23 protein-coding genes and 1 tRNA gene are annotated in these 24,786 nt (G+C 72.8%); 16 read left to right on the top strand and 8 right to left on the bottom strand.

What is annotated here, in order from left to right; all coding sequences use genetic code 11:
- Positions 1–332 precede the first annotated feature (332 nt).
- The 5 genes from SCK26_RS19450 to SCK26_RS19430 all read right to left on the bottom strand — a co-directional run bounded on the left by SCK26_RS19450 (position 333) and on the right by SCK26_RS19430 (position 8,871).
- Complete coding sequence (locus SCK26_RS19450; protein ID WP_318202574.1) at positions 333–2,486, bottom strand: AIPR family protein; 2,154 nt, start codon at positions 2,484–2,486, stop codon at positions 333–335.
- 125 nt (positions 2,487–2,611) lie between these two features.
- Positions 2,612–4,291, bottom strand: coding sequence for a copper resistance protein CopC (locus SCK26_RS19445; protein WP_318206050.1), 1,680 nt, complete (start codon positions 4,289–4,291; stop codon positions 2,612–2,614).
- A gap of 412 nt (positions 4,292–4,703) precedes the next feature.
- On the bottom strand, positions 4,704–5,477 hold the full coding sequence (locus tag SCK26_RS19440; protein ID WP_318202573.1) for an SDR family NAD(P)-dependent oxidoreductase: 774 nt from the start codon (positions 5,475–5,477) through the stop codon (positions 4,704–4,706).
- A complete protein-coding gene (locus tag SCK26_RS19435; RefSeq protein ID WP_318202572.1) occupies positions 5,474–5,950 on the bottom strand; it encodes a cupin domain-containing protein in 477 nt (158 codons plus the stop codon). The genes SCK26_RS19440 and SCK26_RS19435 overlap by 4 nt, the downstream gene beginning before the upstream one ends.
- On the bottom strand, positions 5,947–8,871 hold the full coding sequence (locus tag SCK26_RS19430; RefSeq protein WP_318202571.1) for a GNAT family N-acetyltransferase: 2,925 nt from the start codon (positions 8,869–8,871) through the stop codon (positions 5,947–5,949). Before SCK26_RS19430 ends, SCK26_RS19435 begins: the two co-directional genes overlap by 4 nt.
- Before the next feature lie 81 nt (positions 8,872–8,952).
- Here SCK26_RS19430 and SCK26_RS19425 point away from each other — a divergent pair, with 81 nt between their 5' ends.
- From SCK26_RS19425 to SCK26_RS19415, 3 genes are all read left to right on the top strand, one after another.
- Complete coding sequence (locus SCK26_RS19425) at positions 8,953–9,696, top strand: siderophore-interacting protein (RefSeq protein ID WP_318202570.1); 744 nt, start codon at positions 8,953–8,955, stop codon at positions 9,694–9,696.
- A 37-nt stretch (positions 9,697–9,733) separates the two neighbouring features.
- Entirely contained in the window at positions 9,734–10,327 is a 594-nt protein-coding gene (locus SCK26_RS19420; protein WP_318202569.1) for an HhH-GPD-type base excision DNA repair protein, read from the top strand.
- A gap of 114 nt (positions 10,328–10,441) precedes the next feature.
- Positions 10,442–11,137, top strand: coding sequence for an HdeD family acid-resistance protein (locus tag SCK26_RS19415; RefSeq protein ID WP_318202568.1), 696 nt, complete (start codon positions 10,442–10,444; stop codon positions 11,135–11,137).
- 61 nt (positions 11,138–11,198) lie between these two features.
- Here SCK26_RS19415 and SCK26_RS19410 read toward each other — a convergent pair whose 3' ends face one another.
- Positions 11,199–12,767 carry a helicase HerA-like domain-containing protein gene (locus tag SCK26_RS19410; RefSeq protein WP_318202567.1) on the bottom strand — a complete coding sequence of 523 codons (1,569 nt, stop codon included), beginning with the start codon at positions 12,765–12,767 and terminating at the stop codon, positions 11,199–11,201.
- A gap of 135 nt (positions 12,768–12,902) precedes the next feature.
- Between SCK26_RS19410 and SCK26_RS19405 the strand changes: the two genes are divergently transcribed.
- Both SCK26_RS19405 and SCK26_RS19400 read left to right on the top strand, forming a co-directional pair.
- Positions 12,903–13,199 (top strand): type II toxin-antitoxin system VapB family antitoxin, encoded by a 297-nt coding sequence (locus SCK26_RS19405; protein ID WP_004943146.1) that lies wholly within the window; start codon positions 12,903–12,905, stop codon positions 13,197–13,199.
- Positions 13,200–13,297: 98 nt separating this feature from the next.
- Positions 13,298–13,951: a LytR C-terminal domain-containing protein gene (locus SCK26_RS19400; RefSeq protein ID WP_318202566.1), complete on the top strand. Its 654-nt coding sequence runs from the start codon at positions 13,298–13,300 to the stop codon at positions 13,949–13,951.
- Between the two features lie 34 nt (positions 13,952–13,985).
- Here the strand turns inward: SCK26_RS19400 and upp are convergent, their stop codons facing one another.
- Positions 13,986–14,621 carry a uracil phosphoribosyltransferase gene (upp, locus tag SCK26_RS19395; RefSeq protein ID WP_318202565.1) on the bottom strand — a complete coding sequence of 212 codons (636 nt, stop codon included), beginning with the start codon at positions 14,619–14,621 and terminating at the stop codon, positions 13,986–13,988.
- Positions 14,622–14,701: 80 nt separating this feature from the next.
- Here upp and SCK26_RS19390 point away from each other — a divergent pair, with 80 nt between their 5' ends.
- From SCK26_RS19390 to SCK26_RS19355, 8 genes are all read left to right on the top strand, one after another.
- Positions 14,702–14,896 (top strand): hypothetical protein, encoded by a 195-nt coding sequence (locus SCK26_RS19390; protein WP_318202564.1) that lies wholly within the window; start codon positions 14,702–14,704, stop codon positions 14,894–14,896.
- Positions 14,897–15,197: 301 nt separating this feature from the next.
- Entirely contained in the window at positions 15,198–15,734 is a 537-nt protein-coding gene (locus SCK26_RS19385; protein WP_318206049.1) for a hypothetical protein, read from the top strand.
- Positions 15,735–15,823: 89 nt separating this feature from the next.
- Positions 15,824–16,285, top strand: coding sequence for a tRNA adenosine(34) deaminase TadA (tadA, locus tag SCK26_RS19380; RefSeq protein ID WP_318202563.1), 462 nt, complete (start codon positions 15,824–15,826; stop codon positions 16,283–16,285).
- 102 nt (positions 16,286–16,387) lie between these two features.
- Positions 16,388–16,472: transfer RNA gene (locus tag SCK26_RS19375), tRNA-Ser, on the top strand.
- Between the two features lie 157 nt (positions 16,473–16,629).
- Positions 16,630–16,809, top strand: coding sequence for a hypothetical protein (locus tag SCK26_RS19370; RefSeq protein ID WP_318202562.1), 180 nt, complete (start codon positions 16,630–16,632; stop codon positions 16,807–16,809).
- A gap of 9 nt (positions 16,810–16,818) precedes the next feature.
- Positions 16,819–17,112 (top strand): Dabb family protein, encoded by a 294-nt coding sequence (locus tag SCK26_RS19365; RefSeq protein WP_318202561.1) that lies wholly within the window; start codon positions 16,819–16,821, stop codon positions 17,110–17,112.
- A 183-nt stretch (positions 17,113–17,295) separates the two neighbouring features.
- Complete coding sequence (locus tag SCK26_RS19360) at positions 17,296–18,132, top strand: RNA polymerase sigma factor SigF (RefSeq protein WP_318206048.1); 837 nt, start codon at positions 17,296–17,298, stop codon at positions 18,130–18,132.
- Positions 18,133–18,501: 369 nt separating this feature from the next.
- Positions 18,502–19,461, top strand: coding sequence for an RNA polymerase sigma factor SigF (locus SCK26_RS19355; protein WP_318202560.1), 960 nt, complete (start codon positions 18,502–18,504; stop codon positions 19,459–19,461).
- 923 nt (positions 19,462–20,384) lie between these two features.
- On the opposite strand, the gene SCK26_RS19350 is transcribed toward SCK26_RS19355, so the two are convergent.
- The gene (locus tag SCK26_RS19350; RefSeq protein ID WP_318202559.1) at positions 20,385–20,579 is read right to left on the bottom strand and encodes a hypothetical protein; all 195 of its coding nucleotides are present in this window, start codon (positions 20,577–20,579) and stop codon (positions 20,385–20,387) included.
- Between the two features lie 205 nt (positions 20,580–20,784).
- Between SCK26_RS19350 and SCK26_RS19345 the strand changes: the two genes are divergently transcribed.
- The 3 genes from SCK26_RS19345 to SCK26_RS19335 all read left to right on the top strand — a co-directional run bounded on the left by SCK26_RS19345 (position 20,785) and on the right by SCK26_RS19335 (position 24,760).
- The gene (locus SCK26_RS19345) at positions 20,785–21,279 is read left to right on the top strand and encodes a MarR family winged helix-turn-helix transcriptional regulator (RefSeq protein ID WP_318202558.1); all 495 of its coding nucleotides are present in this window, start codon (positions 20,785–20,787) and stop codon (positions 21,277–21,279) included.
- 13 nt (positions 21,280–21,292) lie between these two features.
- Positions 21,293–23,836 carry an MFS transporter gene (locus SCK26_RS19340; protein WP_318202557.1) on the top strand — a complete coding sequence of 848 codons (2,544 nt, stop codon included), beginning with the start codon at positions 21,293–21,295 and terminating at the stop codon, positions 23,834–23,836.
- Positions 23,837–23,938: 102 nt separating this feature from the next.
- Positions 23,939–24,760, top strand: coding sequence for a YceI family protein (locus SCK26_RS19335; RefSeq protein ID WP_318202556.1), 822 nt, complete (start codon positions 23,939–23,941; stop codon positions 24,758–24,760).
- The last annotated feature ends 26 nt before the right edge of the window (positions 24,761–24,786 follow it).

Raw genomic sequence — 24,786 nt, 5'->3', positions numbered from 1 at the left:
GCCTCACCGGGCACGATGTCGAAGGGCCCCACCGCGTGCGGTGGGGCCCTTCGACGTTGCCCGTCCCGGATGCCGTTCCGGCGGGCTTCCGCACCGAAACGGCGCGGCACTCGAAGCGCGTCACCGACCCTCCGGACGCCCTCGCGGACGTGACCCCTGTCACACCCCTGTGCCGAGAGAGCCTCCGGACCGCTCCCCCGGTTCCCACTCGCGATCGGTCCCCGCGGCACGGTCGAAGGCCCATCCGCGGAAACGGGCGTGGAGCGTGGTCCAGGGCCCGGGCGACAACGGACTTGACCGTTGCCGCCGGTGCCGGACCGCCATCCGCTGCTTCACCAGAGACGGCCGTCGGAATGCTCGTCCGGTGTGTTGCCGATCTCCTCCGCGATGTCGGACAGGGTGCCGCGATCCTCAACCGACCACCGGGTGGTGCCGCGGACGCCGGACGGCGGTGAGTAGCCGGCGGCGATCATCATCGTGGTGACCAGGTTGCTCGGCGAGTAGCGTTCGCCGTCGATCTCCCAGATGAGCGGGTTCACCGCCGGTGGTTGATTCGTCCACCGTGCCCTGCCTCGGGCGGGGACCTCCTCCACCCATGGCACGAGGAGCTGCTCCTCACGCTTCGTTCCCGGCTTGAATACGAGGTTCGCGCCCTCTTGCAGGACTCCGGCGGCCTGGATGACCTTGACCGCGTCCTGTTTCCGGCCAGCGCTCGGCTGAGGGGCGCGGGCACGGCGCACAGGACGCGGCGCGGAGGTCACCGCCCGGGTGGCCTGCTTCACCGACCGCCGCTGCTCGGGCAGCTGGACGGGCTCGCCCGCATATCTGCTGAGCGTCTCCGAGACGAGTTCCCGGCACTTCGAGTGGTTCTTGAAGAGCGGAGCGAGGAACGCTCCGGAGTAGTGGGCATCCACGACCGCACCGAGCAGCCCACTGAGTTCACGAGTGAGGCCGGTCGCCCGTTCCAGAAGGCCGCCGGGGGCCGCGTCGGGGTCGTTCAGCGTGGCGGAGCCCAGCCGGGACAGCACCAGGTGAGCGATCAGTCGATTGCCGTGGACGAGGACGCCGGCCGCCCGGCTGTCGTCGTACATGTTGCGCAGGCGAGCCAGCTCCGCGTCGATCAGGCGGAGGGCCAGGACGCTGTTCCACAGCCGGGCGACGTTCAGGTCTTCCGGGAACAGCTCGCGGTAGACGGGGTCGTCGGTGGACGCCCACAACACGCTGACCTGGCGTTTCGCGTCGACGGCGAATGCCGGGTCCGAGTGGGCACAGGCAAGCGCGATCGCGGCCTCCTCGACATCGCAGCCACTGTCCCCCGATACGGGGTCAGCGCTCCTCTTGACGCCGTACGCCTTGTCGAACTGGAGCCGGAGCTGGGCGCGGATGCGGTCCTGGTTGGGATCGAGGGCGATGAAATCCCGGGCGTCCACCCCGTTCTGCGTGTTGGTCGCCCGGGTCACGGACGAGGCGAAACCCTCCGGGCATCCGTCCAGCCCGATCACTCGGATCCAGATTTCCGCGTCTTCCAGCAGGGTTTCGTCCTCCTGCATCACCGCATGAATGCTGGCAGCGGTCTGTGCCCCGTTGACCACCGTGGCCCCGGTCAGCCGGAAAAGCCCGTTCGTCCGGCTGTGACTGTCCCGGGCGGCCCGGTTGATGCTCTCGGCGAGAACAGTGATGCCATTGTTGAAGTACCAGAAGTGGTGTGGCTCGCGACGGAGTGTGGCGACCAGCGCCTCGTTCACCGAAGTACGCCCAAGAGCGTGACGGATATTACCGTCGAAAAGGCGCTCGCCATGCTTGTCGTACCAGGCGGCGATTTCACTGGCGGGCACCAGGCCGTAATAGGCTTGGTACGGAGTCTGGACGGAACCCCATTCAGAGAGATGGAGATCCAGGTCCAGCTTTTTGGAGGCCATCTTGTCGGTCAGGAAGCCGTGCAGGTCTCCCAGCCCGAGCACCTTCAGGTCGACGAGGTCGTCCAGGTCGTCTGCGCCGTTCACCTCGACCAGCAGGTCTTGAAGCGGTCGCTGCACTTCCGCGGGGAGTACGCCGGGCCCGGTCGTGGCCAAGGCGATGGTGATCCTCACCTCGGGGTTGATCAGAGCGGCCTCGATGGCCCCTTGCAGCTTCCGGGCCCGCTCGTTGAAGAGGTGGAATTTCTGACTGAACAGATCTTTCGCGCCGTGGACCAGTTTGAGCGCCTCACTCTGGTCCATCGTCTTGCGGCCCTCGGCGTGCCATTTCGACTGCACGATGATGATGCGGCTCTGCGTCTCATCGACGGCGATGGCATCGATTCCATTGTCCTGGAATCCGTCAATGACACATGCCGTGGCCTGTTCTACATCGAATCCGGTGAGCACCTGAACGGCGAGGGCGGCGAGACCGCGGGTGAGGGTCGCCATATGGACATCGCCCTTGCGTTTCCTGACGTCGTCCAGGTCCAGGTGCGGCCCTATCTTGCGCTGGATGTGGGCGTCCACCTGTCGAATATGCAAAACGCTCAACGCTGTCCCGCCTCACCGCTCTCCGGACCTTGCGGGCAGGAGACTATCGCCAGCCACTGACGGTCACCACGCTATTGCCGGAGACCGCCGTGCCGGGCCCCTCACCGCGCCACGCGCAGCGGGGCCGACACCGTCACCTGGTCCAGGTCCGACACCCGGACCGTCGCCTTCAGGGTCCAGGTGCCGGGGAGGGGGAGGGTGAAGGCATCGGTGGCCCAGTAGCCGCCGCGGTCCGTGACGCGGGTGTCCAGCGGGCCCACGCGCCGGTCCCGGAGCGTGAGGGTGACCCGGAGCCCGGGGACGGACGACAGGCCGCCGTCGGGGCCGTAGACCACCGCCTGGACCGAGTTCCGGCCGGTCCGGCCGGGGTCCAGGGTGATCTGGACGGTGCCGTGACCGCCGGGGGCGCCGGTGTCGAAGGGGATCGTGATGACGGCGGCCGCGGGAATGCCGGCCGGTACGGGTGCGGACGCGGTCGCCGGCTCCGTCGCCGCGCGGCCGGGGACGGTGCCGGTCAGGAGGGTGGTCAGCGCCAGGACGACGATGGCCACGGCCGCCTCCGCCAGGACCGAGCGGCGCAGCGGGTGCGCGTGGGCCACGGTCGGGGTGGCGGTGCCGGTCAGGCGGGTGGTCCAGGTGCGGGAGCAGGCCGCCGCGAGGAGCAGGGCGGTGACCGCCGCCAGTTTGGCCAGCAGGGTGTGCCCGTACGCCGTGCCGGTCAGCGCCTGCCAGGAGCCGAGGCCGCGCCAGGACTGGTAGACGCCGGTCAGCACCAGGACCGTCACCGAGGCCGACGCCAGCCGGGAGAAGCGGGCCGGGACGGAGGCGGGCAGGCGATCCGGGACCGGGGTGCGCCGTAGCGTCCACAGCAGCGCGGCCAGGCCGCCCAGCCAGGCCGCCGTAGCCAGCAGGTGCAGGGTGGCCGCGGCGATCGCCACCGGGACCTGGATCCCGGCCGCGGCGTGACCGGAGGCCGACCAGGTCAGGCAGAGGCCGACGGCGGTGACCGCGCCTGCCGCGACGGTGGCGCGGCGCGGGAGCCGGACGCGGCGCGCGCGCAGCAGGGCCGCGCCGGCCGCCGCCAGGAGCAGCAGTGCGGCGCGGGCGAGGAGCAGCAGGCCGGGGCGGGTCGTCGCGGTGTGGGTGAGGGCGGCGGTGGTGAGCGCGGTCGCCGGGGCGGTGCCCTGCTCGTACGGCGCCCGCAGGAGGTAGCCGGCGGCCGTGGCGGCGAGCAGGGTGCCGGCGGCGGCCAGGGCGGGGACGCGCAGGTGGGCCGTGGCGGGCGGACGGCAGTACGCCACGAAGGCGGCGGTGCCCAGGAGCAGGGCCAGGGAGAGGTAGGCGAGGTGGCGGGCGAGGGTGTGCAGGGCGGTGGTGACCGGGTGCTCCGCCGGCCGCGCGGGCGGGGCCGCCGGTGCCGCCGTGCGCGCGCCCACCGAGAAGGTGAGGGCGCCGGACACCGGGTGGCTGTCGGCCGACACCACCCGCCAGGCGACCGTGTACGTACCGGGGCCGAGGCGGGCGGGCAGGGTGACCCGGGCGGTGTCGGAGCGGCCGGGGGCGTGATCGGCGGGGGCGGTGCGGACGCGGTGGTTGCCGGGGTCGTAGACCCGGAAGGAGCCGGTCAGCAGGCCGACCGGCTCGCTGAAGGTCAGGGTCACATGACGGGGCGCGGTACGCAGGACGGTTCCGTCGGCGGGGTCCGACGCCCGCGGCACGGCGTGGGCGCGGGCGGGGGCGGCGGCACCGAGGAGGAGGCCGAACAGGAGGACGGGGAGCAGGAGGGCTCCGCCAAGCCGGACCCGCCGGTCGTCTCGCCGTCCGGCGCGAGGGGCCGGGCGCGTCGCCGGGGTCCGGGGCGGGGCGGTCGGTCGTCCTCCGTGTAGGGCCGGGCGCGCCACCGGGTCCCGGGGCGGGCCGGCCGGTCGTCCTCCGCCTTCACCGCGCCCCGCCCCCGGCTCCCGCCCTTCCCCTCGACGTCCGGCGCGGGGGATCGGCCGCGCCACCAGGTTCCGCAACGGGAGGGTCGGCCATCCTCCGTGAGGAGCCGGGCGCGTCGCCGGGGTCCGGGACGGGGTGGGCGGTTGTCCTTCGTTTTTCTCGTGCCCCACCCTCGGCCTCCGTCCGTCTCCTCGTGTGTCCGCGCCCGTCTGCAGGGACCCGGTATACGTACGGAGGGAGCGGACGGTGTGCTCACCAGGTCGGGCGGGAGGTCACTCCGCCGTCCACCACCAGGTCGTGGCCGGTGATCCAGGAGGCCAGCGGGGAGGCGAGGAAGGCGCAGGCGTCGGCCACGTCCTCGGGGCGGCCCAGGCGGCCGGCCGGGGCCGCGGCGAGCCAGCGGCGGACGCCGTCCGGCCAGGACTCGGCCAGGCCGGGCCGGTCGATCAGGCCGGGCGAGACCGTGTTGACGCGGATGCCGTCGGGGCCGTACTCCAGGGCCGCCGCGCGGGCGTGCACGACCACCGCCGCCTTGGCCGCGCCGTAGTGGGCGTGGCCGGGGGCCGGGTGGGCGGCCTCGATGGAGGCGATGTGGGTGATGGTGCCGCCGCCGTGGGCGCGCATGTGGGCCGCGGCGGCCTGGGTGCAGGCGAAGACGCTGATGAGGTTGGTGTCGACGACCGTACGCCAGTCCTCCGCGGTCAGTTCCGGCAGCGGCTGGACGGACTGGACGGCCGCGTTGTTGACGAGCGCGGTCAGGTGTCCGTCCGACCAGGCCGTCGTCTCCTCGACCAGGCGCCGGCAGGCGGCCTCGTCGGTCAGGTCGGCCTGGAGGACCACCGCCCTGCCGCCCGCCGCCCGGATGCGGTCGGCCACCTCGGTGGCGGCGGTGAGCGCCGTACGGCAGTGCACGGCGACCGCCGCGCCGTGCTCCGCGAAGCGCAGGGCGAGGGCGCGGCCGATGCCGCCGCCCGCGCCGGTCACCAGGGCGATCTGTCCTTCGAGCAGGCGCGGGGACGGTGTCATGGGCGGCAGAGTTCCGTGATCGAGGCGGCCTCGGCCGGATAACGCGCCGTGAGGTCGGCCGGGTCCCCGTGTTCGTAGTCCGCGTAGGTGAATCCGGGGGCCATGGTGCAGCCGAAGAACGTCCACGCGCCGCCCGCCGCCACCCGCGCGCCCATCCAGGTGCGGGCCGGCACGGTCAGCTGGAGGTGCTGGCCAAAGCCGGGGTCCGGACCGAGGACGGGACGGCGGGTGGTGCCGTCGGGGGCGAGGAGCAGCAGGTGGAGCGGGTCGCCGAGGTAGAAGTGCCAGGTCTCGGCGAACGGCAGGCGGTGCAGGGCGGAGAAGTCGTCGGCGGTGAGCAGCGCCACGATCGCCGATCCCTCGGGGCGGCCGTCCGGGCGCTCGGGCCCGGCCCAGGTGCGCCGGAACAGGCCGCCTTCGCGGGGGATGGGTTCGAGGCCGTAGCGCGCGATCAGCTCTTCGGGCGTCGTCACCCGGGGAAGGCTACCGCCCGGTCCAGGAACGCGAGTTGGGCGTGCTTCTCCGGCAGGTACACCTCGGGCAGGTCGACCTCGGGCAGGACGACGGCGGGGCCGCGGGTGAAGCCCTGGCGTTCGAATCGGGCGATCGCCTTGTCGTTGCGCACGTCCGGGTCGATCACGATCCGCGGCCGGTCCAGGACCCGCAGGACGTACGTCGTCAGCGCCGTCAGCAGGCCGGAGGTCCAGCCGGGGTGCGGGCCGTCGGACCCGGCGGGCGCGAGGAGGAGGTGGACGCCGAGGTCGCCGGGGCGGACGTCGTAGCACTCGCCGACGCGGTCGGCCGAGGGCTCGTACGTCTGGAGGAGCGCGGCCGGTTCGCCGTCCTTGGCGACCAGGTGGGCGTGGTGGGTGTCGAGGGTGGCCAGGTGGGCGTAGACGTCGGCGACCTGGGTCCGGGTCAGGCCGTTCATGCCCCAGAACACGGCGCGTTCGTCGCTCACCCAGGAGTGGATCAGCTCCGCGTCGCCCTCCGGGTCGACGGCGCGGATCCGGACGGTGCCGTAGCCGTCGATGTGCTGGACGTGCAGGTCGGTCATGGGTCTCCTCGGGAGTGCCGGGTGTGCGGTGCGTTCGGGGGTGAGCCGGGACCAGTCGGTGACCACCGGGGCGAGGTCGCCCGCGAGCCACAGGGGCAGCTGGTCGCGGTGGTGGGCGGTGCCGGGTACGCCGTCGGCGCCGAACGGCACCACCCAGCGGCTGTTCGCGCGGTCGGACAGGTCCCAGACGAAGCGGGCGGCCGGGCCTCGGGCGGCGCGGTCGGTGACGCCGGGGACGGCCGAGGTGCACAGCACGCAGTCGTGGTCGCCGCCGAGACCGGGTTCGGCGGTGCCGTCGTCCGGCTGCCCGGGCAGCGCCCGCCAGGCGGCCAGGCGGTGGGTGGCGGACCAGGGCCGGGCGGGCGGTGCGGCGGCGGTCTCCTCGAGGGCCGCGCGGACGGCCTCCGTGCGGTCGATGTCGTACAGCTCCTTCGCTTCCAGGAGGTGTTCGAGGGCGTGGCCGATACGGGGTATGAGGGCCAGCCAGGGTCGCAGGACGTCCGGGTAGGCCGGGGGCTCGGCGAGCGGGGCGAAGGCCGGGTGCGCGGCGAGGCGGCGTACGACCGCGTGGCGCAGTGCCGCGAACGCCGCCGCGTCGGTGCTGTCCGCGTCCATCCGGCGGTCCCAGTCGAGCAGGCGGTCGCGCAGGGCCGCGGCGGCGGGGCTGAGGTCGGTGAGGGCGGTGAGGCGCTCCAGCAGCGGGGCGGCGGAGCCGAGGTGGGTGTCGGTGTGGATCGCGGCCATGTCGTCGGCGGTCCAGACGCGGCGCGTGTCGAGCAGGGCGGCGATACGGGCGGCGCGGTGCGGCGGGGCGAACTCGACGCCGAGGGGGGCGGCCAGGCCGCGGGCGTTGGCCATCACCGCGATGCCGTCGGTGGTGGGCGGGTCGGCGTACGGCGTCTCGTGCGTGCCGTGCCAGTCGTGGCCGGGCTGCCAGGCCGGGACCGGGTGGAGGAGGTTGGCGGCGGCGCGGCGGGGGACCTTTCCGGCGACGCGGTGCAGGGTGCCTCCGGCGGTGTCGGCGGCCTGGACGACGTTGACCGGCTCGGTCCAGGCGTCCAGGGCGCGGTCGACGTCGGTGACGGTGCGGGCGCGGAGGAGCGGGAGCAGGGCGCTGAAGCCGAGGTCTTCCGTGACGCGGGGCGGGTAGCGCAGGGCGAGCGCCTCGGCTCCGCCGCCGGCCGGGTCCTCGTACCCGTCCGCGCCGTCCGTGCGGCTGCTCTCGCCGCCGGGTGCGGACGGCCCCGGCGGCCGGGTCCCGGCGCCGGCGGCCGCGGCTGCGCGCGCGGAGCCTTCCGCCACCACCGGCAGTCCCTGACCGGCATCCGCGTCCGGCACGCCCGAACCCCGACCCGTGCCCGCACCGGCCGCATGCCGACCGGCGTCCGTGCCCGGCGCCACGAGGGCGTCCAGCCCCTCCGGTCCGCCGGCTATCACCGGACCCCGAGGCGTCTCGATCAGCTCTATCTCCAGCGGTGGTTCGGACGCGATGTCGACGGTCTCCGTGTGGCGGGCGGCGCGTCGCCAGGTGCCGTCGGGGCCCAGGGCCTCGACGCCCGCGCGGGTGCGGCGGAGCCGTTCGCGGTAGAGGTCCTGGTAGTCGGCCATGGCGTTGGTGATGGCCCAGGCGACCGTGCCGGCGTGGCCGAAGTGCGGGATGCCGGGCACGCCGGGCACGGCCAGGCCGACGACGTCGAACTCGGGGCAGGCCAGGCGGATCTGCTGGTAGACACCGGGGTCCTCGATGAACCGGTGCGGATCGCCGGCGAGCAGCGCCCGTCCGCCGGCGGTGCGTTCGCCGGTGACCAGCCAGCCGTTGCTGCCCGCCGTGCCCGTCCCGTCCGTGGCGAACAGGCCGGCCGCCTCCGGGCCGAGGTGCCGTATCGCCTGCTCGCGCCAGAGCTTGGCGGGGAACCCGGCGAACAGGATGTGCGTGCCGAGCCAGACGCCGAGGGGCGTCCAGGGCTGCCAGCGGCCCGGGGTCAGGCCGGAGCGGGTGAACTCGGGGGCGCGGCGGGCGCCGTCGGTCAGCCCTTCGTTGACGCCGTCGACGTACGCCCGTACCCAGTCGGCCGTCTCGGGGTCCCGGCGCTCCAGCGCGGTGAAGCAGCGCCGGGCGGTGTCCTCCAGCCGGGCCCGGCGGGCGAAGACGTCCCAGGACAGGGCCTCGGCGCCGAGGAAGGACGCGGAGGTGCCCTGCGCCCGGTGGCGCTCGACCTCCAGCTGCCAGGCCCGGTCGTGCGCGGTGACCAGGCCCTGGGCGTGGGCGAGTTCCCGGGCGTCGGAGGCGCGCAGGTGGGGGACGCCCCGGGCGTCGCGGTAGATCTCGATGGCCACGAAGGACCCCCTTGAGGATTTTAGGTTAGCCTTGCCTAAGTTTTTTCTGTGGCGGAATCGTACGCGAACGATGGAGGGGGCATGGGACAAGGGCGGGGCTGGGAAGGCGCGGTCCTACGACTGCTGCGCGCCAAGGACTTCGTACTGACCGTCCTCGGCACCGAGGACGTGACACCCGACTACCGGCGGCTGCGGCTGAGCGACGGCGGGCTGCTCGCCGCGACCGGAGTCCATCCGACGATGTGGGTCCGGCTGTGGTTCTCCGACCACGGCCGGCCGCACCAGCGGGCCTACACCCTGGTCGATCCCGACCCGGCCACCGGCACCTTCGGCCTCGAATTCGCCCTGCACGAGGGCGTGGCCTCGGACTGGGCCCGCGCCGCGCGTCCCGGCGACACCATCGAGGCCACCGTCCAGGGCACCGGCTTCCGGGACCCCGACCCCGCGCCCTCCCACCTCGTGGCGATCGGCGACGCGGCCTCGCTGCCCGCCATCAACTCCCTGCTCGGCGCCCTCGGCTCGGCCCCGGCCACCGTGTGGTTCGAGGGCGAGCCGGCGGGACTGCCCCGGCGGAATGAGCCCGGTCGGCACGAGATCCGGCCGGTGCCGCGCCGGGACGCCGGTGCCCACCTGGTGGAACGGGTCCGCGCCGAACTGCCCGGCGTCCTCGCCGGCACCCCGCACCCGTACGTCTGGATCGCCTGCGACACGGCGACCACCCGCACCCTCGCGGCCTACGTGCGCAAGGAACTCGGCGTGCCGAAACAGCGGGTGCACGCGCTGGGGTACTGGCGCGCGGACTCGCCGGCCGAGGCAGCGGACTGAGCGGGCGGGGCGGGCGGGGGCGCGGGATCATCGACGCATGGACGTCACCCTGCACCTCGCCCAGGACCCCGCGGCCGACGCGCTCCTCGGACGCTCCCCGCTCGCCGCGCTGACCGGGATGCTGCTGGACCAGCAGATCCCGATGGAGTGGGCGTTCAAGGGTCCCCGGACCATCGCCGACCGGCTCGGCGCCGAGGACCTGGACGCCCACGAGATCGCCGCGATGGACCCGGAGGCCTTCGCCGGGCTGCTCTCCGGCAAGCCGGCCGTGCACCGCTACCCGGGCTCGATGGCGAAGCGGATCCAGCAGCTGTGCCAGTACCTCGTCGAGCACTACGACGGGGACGCGGAGGCGGTCTGGCGGGACGCCGGCAGCGGGCCGGAGCTGCTGCGCCGGCTGGAGGCTCTGCCGGGGTTCGGCAAGCAGAAGGCGCAGATCTTCCTGGCCCTGCTCGGCAAGCGGCTCGGAGTCGCCCCGGAGGGCTGGCGGGAGGCCGCCGGTGCCTACGGCGAACCGGACTCCTTCCGCTCCGTCGCCGACATCACCGGACCCGAGTCGCTGGCCAAGGTGCGCGCCCACAAGCAGGAGACGAAGGCGGCGGCCAAGGCCGCCAGGGCGGCGAAGAAGTAGAAGAACAGCGGAGGCAGCGGAGGAAGCGGGCGGGAGCAGCGGAAACGGAAGCGCCCGTCCCCCGTCCGGACCACCCCGGTGGCCCCTGTCACTCGCCCGCTCGCAGCATGAGGCATGACCGACGCACCGAGTGGCGGCCCCGCCGGGGACCGTGAGTACGACGACCGGCACGTCCACGCGGCAGACGCGGCCCGCGGGCGGCCCGCCGCGGAACCGGCCCGCGGCCATCCGGAACCGGAACCGCCGTTCGAGGGCCCGCTGCACGCCCTGTCCCGCGCCGCCTGGCAGGTCGTCCTGCTCACCGGCATCGGCTCCCTGGTGCTCGGCGTCCTGGTGCTGGTCTGGCCGGGCGCCTCCCTGCTCGCCGCCGGTGTGCTGTTCGGCCTGTACCTGCTCTACAGCGGGGTCCTCCAGCTGGTCTCCGCCTTCGGCACGCACCAGGCGACCTCGCTGCGCGTGCTGGCCTTCATCAGCGGCGCGCTGTCGATCCTGCTCGGCCTGCTGTGCTTCCGCCGGCCCATGCAGTCGGTGCTGCTGCTCGCCCTGTGGATCGGGATCGGCTGGCTGTTCCGGGGAATCACCCAGTCCCTGGCCGCCCTGCACGACCCCCGGATGCCCGCCCGGGGCTGGCAGATCCTCCTCGGCGTCCTCACCTTCGTCGCCGGGATCGTGCTCATCGACTCGCCGTTCAAGTCGGTCGCGGTGCTCACGCTCGTCGGCGGGATCTGGCTGGTCGCGGTGGGCGTCGTGGAGGTCCTCACCGCGCTGCGCATGCGCGGCCGGGCCCGCCGGGTGCCACGGACACTGTGACCGTCCCCGGCCGCGCTGGCCCCGCGTGCGCCCGAACGCAGGCGCCTTCCGACCCTGAAAATTACCTCCGCCGCCGTGCCGTGCCGAACAGGGAGCGGGTGATCTCCCGGCCGATCTGCGTGCCGACCGAACGGGCCAGCGACCGGAACACCCCGCTTCTCACGACCTGTTCGACCAGCGAGGGCTCCTCCTCGTGTTCCTCGCGGGAGACCGCCCGGGGACTCGGCGCCGCCTCCCGCGGTCTCGCGGCGCTCAGTTTCTCGTACGCCGACTCGCGGTCCACAGCCTGTGCATAACGGTCGTGGAGCGCGGAGCCGCGGACCGCCCGGTCCATCTCGGCGGTGTCCACCGGTCCCATCAGGGACTCCGGGGCGCGCAGCCGGGTGGCGGCGACCGGCGTCGGCGCGCCGGTCTCGCCGAGCACGGTCACCACGGCCTCGCCGGTGCCCAGCCCGGTGAGCAGTTCCTCCAGGTCGTACGCCGATTCCGGGAAGGTCCGCACGGTCGCCCGCAGGGCCTTGTGGTCGTCCGGGGTGAAGGCGCGCACGGCGTGCTGGATCCGGTTGCCGAGCTGGCCGAGGACATCGCCGGGCACGTCCTTCGGGGTCTGGGTGACGAAGAAGACGCCGACGCCCTTGGAGCGGATCAGCCGCACTGTCCGGGTGATGGCCTCCAGGAAGGCCCTGGAGGCGTCCTCGAACAGCAGGTGCGCCTCGTCGAAGAAGAAGACCAGCTTCGGCCGGTCGAGGTCGCCGGCCTCGGGCAGGTCGTGGAAGAGGTCGGCGAGGAGCCACATCAGGAAGGTGGAGAACAGCAGCGGCTTGTCCTGGACGGCGGGCAGCTCCAGGACCGAGACGACGCCCCGGCCGTCCGGTGCCGTGCGCAGCAGGTCGGCGGTGTCGAACTCCGGCTCGCCGAAGAAGTCCGCCATGCCCTGCGCCTCGAACTCCGTCAGCGCGCGCAGGATCACCCCGGCGGTGGCGGCGGACAGCCCGCCGATCGCCCTCAGCTCGGCCCTGCCCTCGTCGGAGGTGAGGAAGGCGGCCACCGCGCGCAGGTCCTTGAGGTCGATCAGCTCCAGGCCCTTGGTGTCGGCATAGTGGAAGACCAGGCCGAGGGACTGTTCCTGGGTCCGGTTCAGCCGCAGGGCCTTGGCCAGCAGCACCGGGCCGAAACTGGTGACCGTGGCCCGGACCGGAATGCCGTGACCGAGACCGCCGAGCGCGTAGAACTCCGCCGGAAAGCCGGCCGGGGTCCATCGCTGGCCGACCTCGCCGGCCCGCCGCCGTACCCGGTCGCCGTCCCGTCCGGGCCGCGCGATGCCGGACAGGTCGCCCTTGACGTCCGCGAGGAACACCGGCACGCCCCTTGCCGACAGCTGCTCGGCGATCAGCTGGAGGGTCTTGGTCTTGCCGGTGCCGGTGGCGCCCGCGACCAGGCCGTGCCGGTTGAGCACCGACAGCGGGACGCGGACGGGCGCGCCCGGCAGGCACCGGCCGTCCCACAGGAGGGCGCCGAGGTCGAGCGCGGGGCCGGCGAAGACGTAACCGGAGGCGATCCGCGCCGCGGCGCCGGGCAGCGCGGCGGACTCCGGGGAGCCGGCGGACGGCACGCTCTCGCTGTCACTCATCTCGGGCCCCTGTTCCCGTTGCAGCCTGTATGCCCGTCTTGATCCGTATTTGGCCTGTCTTTGAACCGTCTTTTCAAGCGTCGCACCGGGCCGCCATGGCTGCGCCCGGAACGTGTTGGCCGGTAGGCTTTCCGTGTGATCTTCAAGCGCATCGGAAACGGCCGGCCGTACCCCGACCACGGCCGGGAGAGCACCCGGCAGTGGGCGGACGTCGCGCCGCGCCCGGTCCGCCTCGATCAGCTCGTGACCACCAAGCAGCAACTCGACCTGGAGACCCTGCTCGCGGAGGACTCGACGTTCTACGGCGACCTCTTCGCGCACGTCGTGAAGTGGCAGGGCGACCTGTATCTGGAGGACGGGCTGCACCGCGCGGTCCGCGCCGCCCTCCAGCAGCGCCAGGTGCTGCACGCACGCGTGCTCGAACTCGACTGACCCGGCGCGACACGGCCGTTGACCCTTTCGGGTTCCGCTGAGCCCCATCGGCTGATCATCTGATAGGCATCGCCGCCCGGGCGCACTACGCTGCGCTCATGAGCATGCTGACTCCTCCCGGCATGGGCGGCCAGTACCGGATCACGGGGGACAAGTACCCCCGCATGCGTCCGTCCCGCCGGCGCGGCAGGCTCGTGGCCGCGGCGGCGGCGTCCGTCGCCGTGCTCGGCCTGCTCGGCTGGGGCACCGTGCAGCTCATCGACGTCTTCACCGGCGGCGGCGACACCACGGCGGCCGCCCGTACGACGGACTGCCGCACCAAGGCCCACCAGGCCGGCCGGGCCGAGCCGGCCCCGGCGGCGCAGGCGGACGCCCTGCCCGCGCCCGGCCGGATCACGGTGAACGTCTACAACGCCACCGAGCGCACCGGGCTCGCCAAGAAGACCGCCGACGAACTGCGCCGGCGCGGCTTCCGGATCGGCAAGGTGGGCAACGCGGCCAAGGCGTACGACAAGAAGGTCAAGGGCACGGGCCTGCTCCTCGGCTCCCCCGCCGCCCAGGACACCTCGCTACGGGTGCTCGCCACCCAGCTCGCGGGCGCCGGCCTGCGCGCCGACGCCCGCAAGGGCGCCGACCTCGACCTGATCATCGGCGACGCCTTCAAGGCCCTGACCCGCCGGCAGACGGCCGACAAGGCCGTGACCACGCTGACGGCCCCCGAACCGGCGGGCAGCCAGAAGAAGACCTGCTGACCGGCTGACCGGCTGACCGGCTGACCGGAGGGGACTACTCCGCGGCTCCGTAGAGCCGGTCGCCCGCGTCCCCGAGCCCCGGCACGATGTACCCCTGCTCGTTGAGGTGATCGTCGACCGCCGCCGTGACCACGGTCACCGGCGTCCCCGCCAGCTCGCGCTCCATGACGGCGACTCCCTCGGGAGAGGCCAGCAGCACCACGGCCGTCACATCGTCCGCACCGCGCTTGATCAGCTCCCGGATCGCCGCGACCAGCGTGCCGCCCGTCGCCAGCATCGGGTCCAGCACGTACACCTGGCGGCCCGACAGGTCCTCCGGCATGCGCGAGGCGTACGTGGACGCCTCCAGCGTCTCCTCGTTGCGGATCATGCCCAGGAAGCCCACCTCGGCGGTCGGCAGCAGCCGGACCATGCCGTCCAGCATGCCGAGACCGGCCCGCAGGATCGGCACCACCAGCGGACGCGGACGGGCCAGCTTCACGCCCGTGGTGCGGGCGACCGGTGTCTGGATGTCGACGGCCTCGGTCCGCACGTCCCGCGTGGCCTCGTAGGCGAGCAGGGTGACCAGCTCGTCGGCGAGCCGCCGGAAGGTCGCGGAGTCGGTGCGCCGGTCGCGCAGCGTGGAGAGCTTGTGAGCGACCAGGGGGTGGTCGACGACATGGAGACGCATGCCCCTAACGGTACCTGCGCCTCCGGCCGCTCTCACGCTGGCGTCAAACCGGCCGTTCGGGGGAAAGTGGGAGTGAGGGAATGGGGTGGTGTGACGTGTCCGACCTGCCTGACCAGCCCGAGGAACCCGAGAGCGAGGCCGAGCGCCGGCGGCGGCGCGCCCGGTTCCTGCGCGATCTCGCCGAGGCCCGGGAGTTGCGCGCCCGGGTGCGTCCCCGGCACGCCAAGGCCGCCCGGCTGCGCCAGGCGCTGCGGATGCGCACGTTCCGCTGGTAGTCCGCGAGGCCGTGACCGGCGCGGAAGACCGGTGTCCGCACCGGTGTTGGAGAGGTGGCCGTGCGGGAGCGCGGCGAAAAGCCGCGTACGATCCGCAGGTGGCGGCAACGAGCGCGCCGCTGAGCCGATCACGGATCCACGATCGAAACAGCCGGACACAGGGAGTCGAAGACGTCCCCTGAACGCCTTGTTTCTGCCACGATTCCGAGTGGGTGGGGCTCGGAGCCCAGCTCTCTCCGCCCAAGTACCTCCGCCGGGGGGACCCCCAACCGGCACGCCTATGACCAGTGGGAGAGTCACGGTGTACTTCGCCGCACTGCTCGCGCGCACCGAAGACGGGTGGGAAGCGAGCGACACGGAGCTCGACGATGTGGAGACCCTGTCGGATCTGGCCGACCTGGCCCGGGAAGCCTCTCCCGACGAGGACACGGTGCTCGTCCTGATCGAGCAGGAGGGCTCCTGGTTCGGCGTCTTCCGCGTGGACGGCGAGGACGACCCTCGCATCTACGTCTCGGACGCCGCCGCCGCCCGCCGCAGCGCGTACGGGGAGCTGCTGCTCACCGACGAGCTGCTCGGCCGGGAGCCCGGTACGGACGACGGTCCGGACCTGGACGCCCTGGACCTCGACGGCACCGAGGAAGGTGAGTCCGAGGAGGACGAGGAGCACGAGGAGGTGGCCGCCACCGACGCGGTGTCGCACAGCCCGGTGGGCGACAGCGGCATCCTCGACGACCTCGGCATCAGCGAGAAGGAGCTGCGTGCCCTGGACGCCGACGACGCGCTGGGCACGATCGCCGAGGCGCTGGGCGCCTCGGAGGTGCTGGAGACCGTCCGCTGACCACGGCACGGAATCCGCAGGACATCCCGGACCCGGCGGGGCATCCACAGGGCACGCCGGACCCGGTACGGGACCCCTGGCGGGCCGCCATGCGGCTCGCCCTGGACCAGGCCGGCCTGGCCGCCCGGGGCGGCGACGTCCCGGTCGGCGCCGTCGTGCTGTCCCCGGACGGCACGACGGTGCTCGGCGCCGGGCACAACGAGCGTGAGGCCACCGGCGATCCCACGGCCCACGCGGAGGTCCTCGCCATCCGGCGTGCGGCGGCCACCCTGAACGAGGCGGCGGACGCCGGGCGGCGGGCCCGCGAGTGGCGGCTGACCGGCTGCACGCTCGTGGTGACCCTGGAACCCTGCACGATGTGCGCGGGCGCGCTCGTCCAGTCCCGGGTGGACCGGGTGGTCTACGGCGCCCGCGACGACAAGGCGGGCGCGGCCGGCTCCCTGTGGGACGTGCTGCGCGACCGGCGGCTCAACCACCGCCCGGAGGTCGTCGCCGGCGTCCTCGAAGAGGAGTGCGCCCGGCCGCTCACGGAGTTCTTCCGGGACCGCTGACGGGACCGCCGGACGGGCCGCCGGACGGAAGGCCGGGCGCGGTCACCGGCCGCGCGGACACCGATTTCGAACCACGCCGCCCCGTGCTGTAAGGTCTCCCTCGGTAGCGTGTCCGAGCGGCCGAAGGAGCTCGCCTCGAAAGCGAGTGTGGCGCAAGTCACCGAGGGTTCAAATCCCTCCGCTACCGCTCGTCGAAGGGCCCCGCCGAGAGGCGGGGCCCTTCGCGTGTTCCGGCTCACAACGGCCGGGCGCCGACGGGCTTGCCGACCCGGCACCGAGGGCCCGGAGGTTACACTCGCGGCCGGCAACAGGGGGGCCTTGGGGCCCGGCACAGGGAGGCCGTGGTGACGGTGAACGTCAAGAAGATCGCCGTGTACGTCCTGGTGGTCTTCGCGCTGTACGTGATCATCACGGACCCGGCCAAGGCGGCCGACTACGTCCAGATAGGCTTCGAAGGCATATCGGACGCGGCCGGGGCCGTCGGGGACTTCATGACCTGGGCCGCCAACGGAGGAAAGAGCTGAGGTACCCCCATGATCCGCCATCTGGTCCTCTTCAGGCTCAACGAAGGCGTCGAGCGCGACGATCCGCGGGTCGTGGCGGGCGTCGAGGCCTTCCGGGCCCTCGGCGGACAGATCGAGGAGCTGCGGTTCTGGGAGTGCGCCTGGAACATCAGCGACCGGCCCATCGCCTATGACTTCGCGATCAACTCGGCCGTCGACGACGCCGACGCCCTGAAGCGCTATCTGGAGCACCCGGCCCACCAGGCGGCCGGCGCGCGGTGGCGCGAGTTCGCCACCTGGGTGATCGCCGACTACGAGTTCTGAGCCCCGCACGCCCGCAAGCCCCTCGCCGATCGATTCCGGCGGGGGGCTTCCGCATGGGCGCGCGCCCGTCAACTTGTCGGCACCGGGCCACAACACGGCGTTAGCAGGTGCTTGCACACCGTGCACATGTCTTGTGATGCTATGACCGCTTTTGACGGATGATTGACGGACGAAGAGGTGGCGTTGACCGTGTCGGCCAGTACTGCGCCCCCTCAGGACGAGGCGGCGTCCCCGACCCCGTCGGCCCCCGCGAAGCGCCGTGGCGCGGACACCCGCGCCCTGACCCAGGTGCTCTTCACCGAACTGAAGCAGCTGACCCCCGGCACGCCGGAGCACAACCGGGTGCGGGGGGCGCTGATCGAGGCGAACCTCCCGCTCGTACGCTATGCCGCCGCCCGCTTCCGCTCCCGCAACGAGCCGATGGAGGACGTCATCCAGGTCGGCACCATCGGCCTGATCAACGCCATCGACCGGTTCGACCCGGACCGGGGCGTGCAGTTCCCGACCTTCGCCATGCCCACCGTGGTCGGCGAGATCAAGCGCTACTTCCGGGACAACGTCCGCACCGTCCACGTCCCGCGCCGGCTGCACGAGCTGTGGGTACAGGTCAACAGCGCGACCGAGGACCTGACCACGCTCTACGGCCGCTCGCCGACCACCGCCGAGATCGCCGAACGGCTCCGGATCAGCGAGGAGGAGGTCCTCAGCTGTATCGAGGCCGGGCGCTCCTACCACGCCACCTCGCTGGAGGCCGCCCAGGAGGGAGACGGACTGCCCGGCCTGCTGGACCGGATCGGCTACGAGGACCCGGCCCTGGACGGCGTCGAACACCGCGATCTGGTCCGCCACCTCCTGGTCCAGCTCCCCGAGCGGGAACAGCGCATCCTGCTGCTGCGCTACTACAGCAATCTCACCCAGTCCCAGATCAGCGCCGAACTCGGCGTCTCCCAGATGCACGTCTCCCGGCTGCTCGCGCGCAGCTTCCAGCGGCTGCGCTCCGCGAACCGGATCGACGCGTAACCCACGAACGGTACGCGAACTCCACCGGCACCGGGCCGGAGCACACCGGGGTCCCGCCCGGTGCACGGCGGGCGCACGGAAGCACGACCCCCATGGCGCTGCATCGCATACCCGATCGATCGGTAACCGGCACGAGCGAATCGCTCACCAGGGCGGATGCCGACAAACACGACCCGAAACCCCGTCAGACCCCTTCCCTGCAGGGCCGATTCACCGCTCACGTGTCGACATGTCGGTACAGCGCGTTGCCGACATGTGACATTCTGCGGGAAGCGCGTTTGCCGTGGCTCCGGCTCCGGTATTCAGGTGAAGGCTGCGTTGCTCGACGACGGCGCCGCCGCGACCGTCCCGCGACCCAAAGGGGGTGGCATGTCCGCAGACCAGGGCAGCTCGAAGGTGCTGACGCCGACGAAGAGCGAGGCAGCGCCCAAGGAGTTCGACGCTCTCGACGTCCTCGACGGCTTCGAGGGTGTCACGGCCCTCGACGCCGTGCCGGCCCTCGACACCGTGCCGGCCCAGGCCGCCGACCCGTCCGCCGAAACGCTCCCGGCCCCGCAGGCCGCGGCGAACCTCGACACCCGCACCCTGTCCCGGTCGCTGTTCCTGCGCCTGGCCGCGCTGGAGCAGGACAGCCCCGAACGGGCGTACGTCCGGGACACCCTGATCGAGCTGAACCTCCCGCTGGTCCGGTACGCGGCGGCCCGCTTCCGCTCCCGCAACGAGCCGATGGAGGACATCGTCCAGGTCGGCACCATCGGCCTGATCAAGGCGATCGACCGGTTCGACTGCGAGCGGGGCGTGGAGTTCCCGACGTTCGCGATGCCCACCGTGGTCGGCGAGATCAAGCGGTTCTTCCGGGACACCTCCTGGTCCGTGCGGGTCCCGCGGCGGCTCCAGGAACTGCGCCTGGCGCTCACCAAGGCCAGCGACGAGCTGTCGCAGAAGCTGGACCGCTCCCCCACGGTCACCGAACTGGCCGCCGTACTCGGCGTGTCGGAGGAGGACGTGGTCGACGGCCTCGCGGTCGGCAACGCCTACACCGCCTCCTCCCTCGACTCGCCGGCCCCCGAGGACGACGGCGGCGAGGGCTCCCTGGCCGACCGGCTCGGCTACGAGGACACGGCCCTGGAGGGTGTGGAGTACCGCGAGTCCCTCAAGCCCCTCCTCGCCAAACTCCCGCCGCGCGAGCGCCGGATCATCATGCTGCGCTTCTTCGCCAACATGACCCAGTCGCAGATCGGCGAGGAGGTCGGCATCTCCCAGATGCACGTCTCCCGGCTGCTGACCCGCACGCTGGCCCAGCTGCGCGAGGGCCTGATCTCGGACTGAGGTCTTCCGCCGGCCTCCCGTCCGACGGCACGTCAACTGCCGGGAACCGACGCCGCGTACCGGGACACCGCACCCGACGGCATGGGCACACGGCCGCCGGCTCACCGTCACGACGGCGCCGGCGGCCGCCGCCCTGAGCGCGACGGCGACCGCCCGCGGGCACGGCGGACCGGGCAGCGGTCACACCGGGGTCGGCACAGGCCGGGACGGACCGACGCGGCTCACCGTCACGACGGCGTCGACGGTGGCCGCCCGCAGGCACGGCCGGCCGGGCAGCGGTCACACCACGGTCGGCGCGGGCCGGGACGGACCGGCGGCCGTGGCGCCGGCGGACCCGGTGCCGCCGGTGCCGCTGGACGGGCCCGCGGTGGGCGGGGCGAACGGAGGGGAGGCCCCGCGCGCGACCGGGGTCCGGGCGGGCAGAGAGGTTTTCGCCGGCCGTACGGACGCGACCGCGTCGGCATCCCCAGGGCACGGCGGAACGCACGGCGCGGCTCCCGGCATCCCGAAACCCGGCGGTCGGGCAGGACGGCCGTACGACGGCACCGCCGCCACCGGCCGCGTCGACACCCCCGCCCACCCCGGCACCGCCCGGCGCCCGGCCCTACGGCGCCGGCCGCTCTGACCTGGGGCGAGCCGGCGACCGAGGGCACCGACACGCGCCGTCGCCGGGAGGCGACCGTCGCCTTCCACAACTCCGGTGGCGCGGCGGTCCGTCAGGGCCCGGTGGCGTTCGGGACGGACATCATCGGCGCGCTCGGCATCGGCCGTCGGCCGTGGAGCTGCCGGTGCCGCTCGCGCCGGGAGCGCGCACGGGCCCGGCCTGGACGGTGTGCGTGGAGGCGTGGCGGGTGCCGCCCGGCACGCGGATCGTGACGCGGGACGTCCCGGCCGACCGGGACTGATCCCTTACGGGCCGGCCCCTACTTCAGCGCCAGCCAGGCGACGCCGGCCACCACGACGAGCGCCACGATGACGCCGACGATCAGACCGACCCGGGGGCCGGAGGAGGCCGCCTGCTGCTGCCGGGCCTGAGGTGCCTCGTCGACGAAGGCGCGGAACATCTGGGTACTGCCGGCGGGGTCGTAATTGCCCTGGGGGCCCTGGGTGTTAGCCATGCCCCGAGACCCTAGCGAATCCAGGTGACCGGCCCAAGTGCGGGGCCTTCGGGACAGACGGGGGCACCTCACTCGCACTCACCTGCACATTTACGTTCGCAATACTTGCCTTTGCCAAGTTTTTGCGCGGTCGACTCCATGATTGTTTGCCTTCAGCAACCAAACAGTCTTATGGTTGCCCCAAGCAACGAATACGGGAGGTGTGATGGCCGAGCGGGCGCAGTACGAAGAGCTGGCGCGTCAGCTCAGTGCCGTCGGAGCCGTGAAACGGGACATGGGGCGGATCCTGCCGCCCGACTGCCCGGCCGGCTCGGCCGCCGTGCTGACCCTGCTCGGCCGCCACGGCGACATGCGCATGAGCAAGCTCGCGGAACTGCTCGCCGTGGACATGTCGGTCACCAGCCGGCACGTCGCGCACGTGGCCGCACGCGGCTGGATCGAGCGGCTCCCGGACCCGGCGGACAAGCGGTCGCGCATCCTGCGTCTGACCCCGGAGGGCCTGGAGCAGCTCGACGAGCTGTCCCGGCGGACCACGCATCTGCTCGCCGAGCGGCTGGCGGACTGGACCGACGACGAGGTCGGCCAGCTGATCCGGCTGATGACGCGGCTGCGCGACTCCTTCGGAGACTGCCGGTCCGCTCCGGTCCGGCTCCCCGCCCCCGTAATCGAAGAGACCACCCGTACACCCGCAAGCACGTAAGAAAAGGAAGCCCATGGCAACGACCACACCAGCCGGTGTGCGGGCTCACGCCAAGCACGGGGGAGGCCCAGGCGACGCCCCGATGACGCACCGGCAGATCATGGAGGCCCTGTCCGGGCTGCTGCTCGGCATGTTCGTGGCAATCCTGTCGTCCACGATCGTCTCCAACGCCCTGCCGGAGATCATCGGAGACCTCGGCGGCGGCCAGTCCGCCTACACCTGGGTGGTCACGGCCGCCCTGCTGTCGATGACCGCGGCCACTCCCCTGTGGGGCAAGCTCGCCGACCTGTACAGCAAGAAGGCTCTCGTCCAGATAGCCCTCGTCATCTACGTGGTCGCCTCCATGGCGGCCGGCCTGTCGCAGAACCCCGGCATGCTCATCACCTTCCGGGTGTTCCAGGGCATCGGCGTCGGCGGTCTGTCCGCCCTGGCGCAGATCGTCATGGCGGCGATGATCTCCCCGCGCGAGCGCGGCCGGTACTCCGGCTACCTCGGCGCCACCTTCGCCGTCGCCACCGTCGGCGGCCCGCTGCTCGGCGGCGTCATCACCGACACCTCCTGGCTGGGCTGGCGCTGGTGCTTCTACGTCGGTGTCCCGTTCGCGATCATCGCGCTGATCGTGCTGCAGAAGACCCTGCACCTGCCCGTGGTCAAGCGCCAGGTCAAGGTCGACTGGGGCGGCGCGACCCTGATCGCCGCCGCCGTCTCCCTGCTGCTGGTCTGGGTCACCTTCGCCGGTGACAAGTACGACTGGCTGTCCTGGCAGACCTACGCGATGGTCGGCGGCTCGATCGTCCTCGGCGCGCTGTTCGTGTTCGCGGAGTCCAGGGCGAGCGAGCCGATCATCCCGCTGCGCCTGTTCAAGAACCGCACGATCACGCTGGCCTCGCTCGCCTCGCTGTTCGTCGGTATCGCGATGTTCTCCGGCACCGTGTTCTTCAGCCAGTACTTCCAGCTGGCCCGCGACAAGTCCCCGACGATGTCGGGCGTCATGACCATCCCGATGATCGGCGGTCTGTTCGTCTCCTCGACCGTCTCGGGTCAGTTCATCACCCGCACCGGCCGCTGGAAGGCGTGGCTGGTCAGCGGTGGCGTGCTGGTCACGGCCGGCCTGCTGCTGCTCGGCGGCATCCGGTACGACACGGACTACTGGAAGATGGCCATCTTCATGGCCCTGCTGGGTCTCGGCATCGGCATGATGATGCAGAACCTGGTGCTCGCCACGCAGAACCAGGTGGCGCCCTCCGACCTCGGCTCGGCCAGCTCCACGGTCACCTTCTTCCGCTCCCTCGGCGGTGCGGTCGGCGTCTCCGCGCTCGGTGCCGTGATGTCCCGCCGGATCACCCACTACGTCCAGGACGGCGTCTCCGCGCTGGACCCGAAGTCCCAGGCCGCGCTGGCCGGCAGCTCCGGCTCGACCGACAGCATCCCGGACATGGACAAGCTCCCGGCGCCCATCCGGACGCTGATGGAGAGCGCCTACGGCCACGGCATCGCCGACGTCTTCTTCATCGCCGGCTGCCTCGCCGCCGTCGCCTTCCTGATCACGCTGTTCATCAAGGAGGTCCCGTTGAAGACCAAGGGCGCGCTCGCGCAGTCCGCCGACGGCGACTCCCCGGCCGCCGCCGAGGCCTCGGTCGCAGCCCAGGCCTCGGCCGCCGCCCAGGCCGCCGCGGCTCCCGCCACGGTCCCGGTCGCGGTCGCCCGGACCGCCCCGGCCGCGGCCGACGGCACCGCCGCCGACACCCGGCCCATGGCGGCCGTCGCCACGGTCGCCGAACCCGGCACCGGCCACGGCGGCACCCCGGTGCACGGCTTCGTCCGCGGCGCCGAGAGCGCCCCGGTCGCGCAGGCCGCGGTCACCCTGATCTCGCTGTCCGGCCGCCAGCTGGGCCGCTCGGTCGCCCAGGCCGACGGTTCCTACGCGCTCGACGCCCCGGGCACCGGCAGCTACGTCCTGATCGCCTCCGCCGACGGCTACCAGCCGCAGGCCTCCACCATCGTGGTGGGCGAGGAGCCGGTGTCGTACGACATCCTGCTCAGCGGCACCAGCGGGCTGACCGGTGTGGTCCGGGCCGCCGGGAGCGCGCTGCCGGTCAAGGACGCGATGGTGATCGTCACCGATGTGCGCGGTGACCTGCTGGCCACCGCCGCCACCGGGGAGCAGGGCGACTTCGCCCTCACCGACCTGGTGCCCGGCACGGTGACCGTCGCGGTCAACGCGAGCGGCTTCCGGCCGCGCGCCCTGCCGGTCGAGGTCGGCGCCACCGGCGTCACCCGGATCGAGGTCGACCTGGACGCCGGCGCCCGGCTCCAGGGTGTCGTCCGGGCCCCGCACGGCCCGCTGGCCGACGCCCGGGTCACCCTGGTCGACCAGGCGGGCAACGTGGTCGGCACCGCCACCACCGGGACGGACGGGGCGTACGCCTTCACCGACCTGAACGGCGGCGAGTACACCGTCATCGCGACCGGCTACCCGCCGGTGGCCACCGCGCTGACCGTGACCGGCCCCGGTGTGGACGGCCACGACATCGAACTCGCCCACCCCGGCGAGTAGGCACACCACGGCCCGTGGCGGCGCGCGTCCCGAGCGGAGGCGCGCCCGCCGCGGGCCGGTCTCGTACGAGCAATTTTTGAGCTTTTTTCAGGGAGAAACGGGATGGGACTGACCGCGAAGATCCGTACGCGGGACGGGTGGGCCGTGTCGCACGCGGTCGTCACGGTGACCGACATGACCGGTACGCAGGTGCTGCGTGCCGAGGCGGATCACGAGGGAGCCGTCCGGGACGCCACCGAGCTGGCGCCGGGGGCGTACACCGTGATCGTGACGGCCGTCGGCTACGCGCCCGCGGCCTCCTCCGCGATCGTCACCGCGAGCGGCCGGGCCGAGGTCGGCACGGTCACGCTGGCCCGGCAGGGCGGCACCGAGCTGCCGCCGCCCGGACCGTGGACCATCGACCCGGCGCACTCCTCCGTCGCCGCGGTCGCGCAGCACCTGGGCATCTCCAGCGTGCACGGCCGGTTCACGGAGTTCGGCGGCACGATCGAGATCGCGCCCGACGACATCGCCAAGTCCCGGGTGGAGGCGGTGATCCGGGCGGCCTCCATCGACACCGGCAACGGCATGCGCGACACGCACCTGCGCTCCGCCGACTTCCTGGACGTCGAACGGCACCCGGAGATCACCTACCGCTCGACGGGCCTGGACCAGGCCGGCTCCGACCGCTGGACCGTGCACGGCGAACTGTCCCTGCACGGCGTCGTACGGCCGGTGGACCTGGACCTCGCCTACCTCGGCACCGGCGCCGACCCCTGGGGCGGCACCCGCGCCGCGTTCCGGGCCACCGCCGAACTGCGCCGCGAGGACTTCGCGATGAACTACAACCAGGTCCTCCAGGCGGGCATCGCCGCCATCGGCACCACCTTGAAGGTGGAGCTGGACATCCAGGCCGTGCAGGGCGACTCGCTCCCCCAGGCGTAGACACGGCAGGGTCAGCCACGGGGGCA

Source organism: Streptomyces sp. SCL15-4 (assembly GCF_033366695.1).
Classification (GTDB): Bacteria; Actinomycetota; Actinomycetes; order Streptomycetales; family Streptomycetaceae; genus Streptomyces.
The sequence above is the reverse complement of the archived record's forward strand: the minus strand, read 5'-3'. Positions and strand labels throughout refer to the sequence as shown.

What these genes read in the sequence shown, in the direction of transcription:
- upp (WP_318202565.1), bottom strand. Translation starts at nt 14,621, where the DNA reads ATGCGTCTCCATGTCGTCGACCACCCCCTGGTCGCTCACAAGCTCTCC.
- SCK26_RS19345 (WP_318202558.1), top strand. Translation starts at nt 20,785, where the DNA reads ATGGCCGAGCGGGCGCAGTACGAAGAGCTGGCGCGTCAGCTCAGTGCC.
- SCK26_RS19350 (WP_318202559.1), bottom strand. Translation starts at nt 20,579, where the DNA reads ATGGCTAACACCCAGGGCCCCCAGGGCAATTACGACCCCGCCGGCAGT.
- SCK26_RS19400 (WP_318202566.1), top strand. Translation starts at nt 13,298, where the DNA reads ATGAGCATGCTGACTCCTCCCGGCATGGGCGGCCAGTACCGGATCACG.
- SCK26_RS19390 (WP_318202564.1), top strand. Translation starts at nt 14,702, where the DNA reads ATGGGGTGGTGTGACGTGTCCGACCTGCCTGACCAGCCCGAGGAACCC.
- SCK26_RS19340 (WP_318202557.1), top strand. Translation starts at nt 21,293, where the DNA reads ATGGCAACGACCACACCAGCCGGTGTGCGGGCTCACGCCAAGCACGGG.
- SCK26_RS19440 (WP_318202573.1), bottom strand. Translation starts at nt 5,477, where the DNA reads ATGACACCGTCCCCGCGCCTGCTCGAAGGACAGATCGCCCTGGTGACC.
- SCK26_RS19415 (WP_318202568.1), top strand. Translation starts at nt 10,442, where the DNA reads ATGACCGACGCACCGAGTGGCGGCCCCGCCGGGGACCGTGAGTACGAC.
- SCK26_RS19335 (WP_318202556.1), top strand. Translation starts at nt 23,939, where the DNA reads ATGGGACTGACCGCGAAGATCCGTACGCGGGACGGGTGGGCCGTGTCG.
- SCK26_RS19355 (WP_318202560.1), top strand. Translation starts at nt 18,502, where the DNA reads ATGTCCGCAGACCAGGGCAGCTCGAAGGTGCTGACGCCGACGAAGAGC.
- tadA (WP_318202563.1), top strand. Translation starts at nt 15,824, where the DNA reads ATGCGGCTCGCCCTGGACCAGGCCGGCCTGGCCGCCCGGGGCGGCGAC.
- SCK26_RS19410 (WP_318202567.1), bottom strand. Translation starts at nt 12,767, where the DNA reads ATGAGTGACAGCGAGAGCGTGCCGTCCGCCGGCTCCCCGGAGTCCGCC.
- SCK26_RS19365 (WP_318202561.1), top strand. Translation starts at nt 16,819, where the DNA reads ATGATCCGCCATCTGGTCCTCTTCAGGCTCAACGAAGGCGTCGAGCGC.
- SCK26_RS19425 (WP_318202570.1), top strand. Translation starts at nt 8,953, where the DNA reads ATGGGACAAGGGCGGGGCTGGGAAGGCGCGGTCCTACGACTGCTGCGC.
- SCK26_RS19420 (WP_318202569.1), top strand. Translation starts at nt 9,734, where the DNA reads ATGGACGTCACCCTGCACCTCGCCCAGGACCCCGCGGCCGACGCGCTC.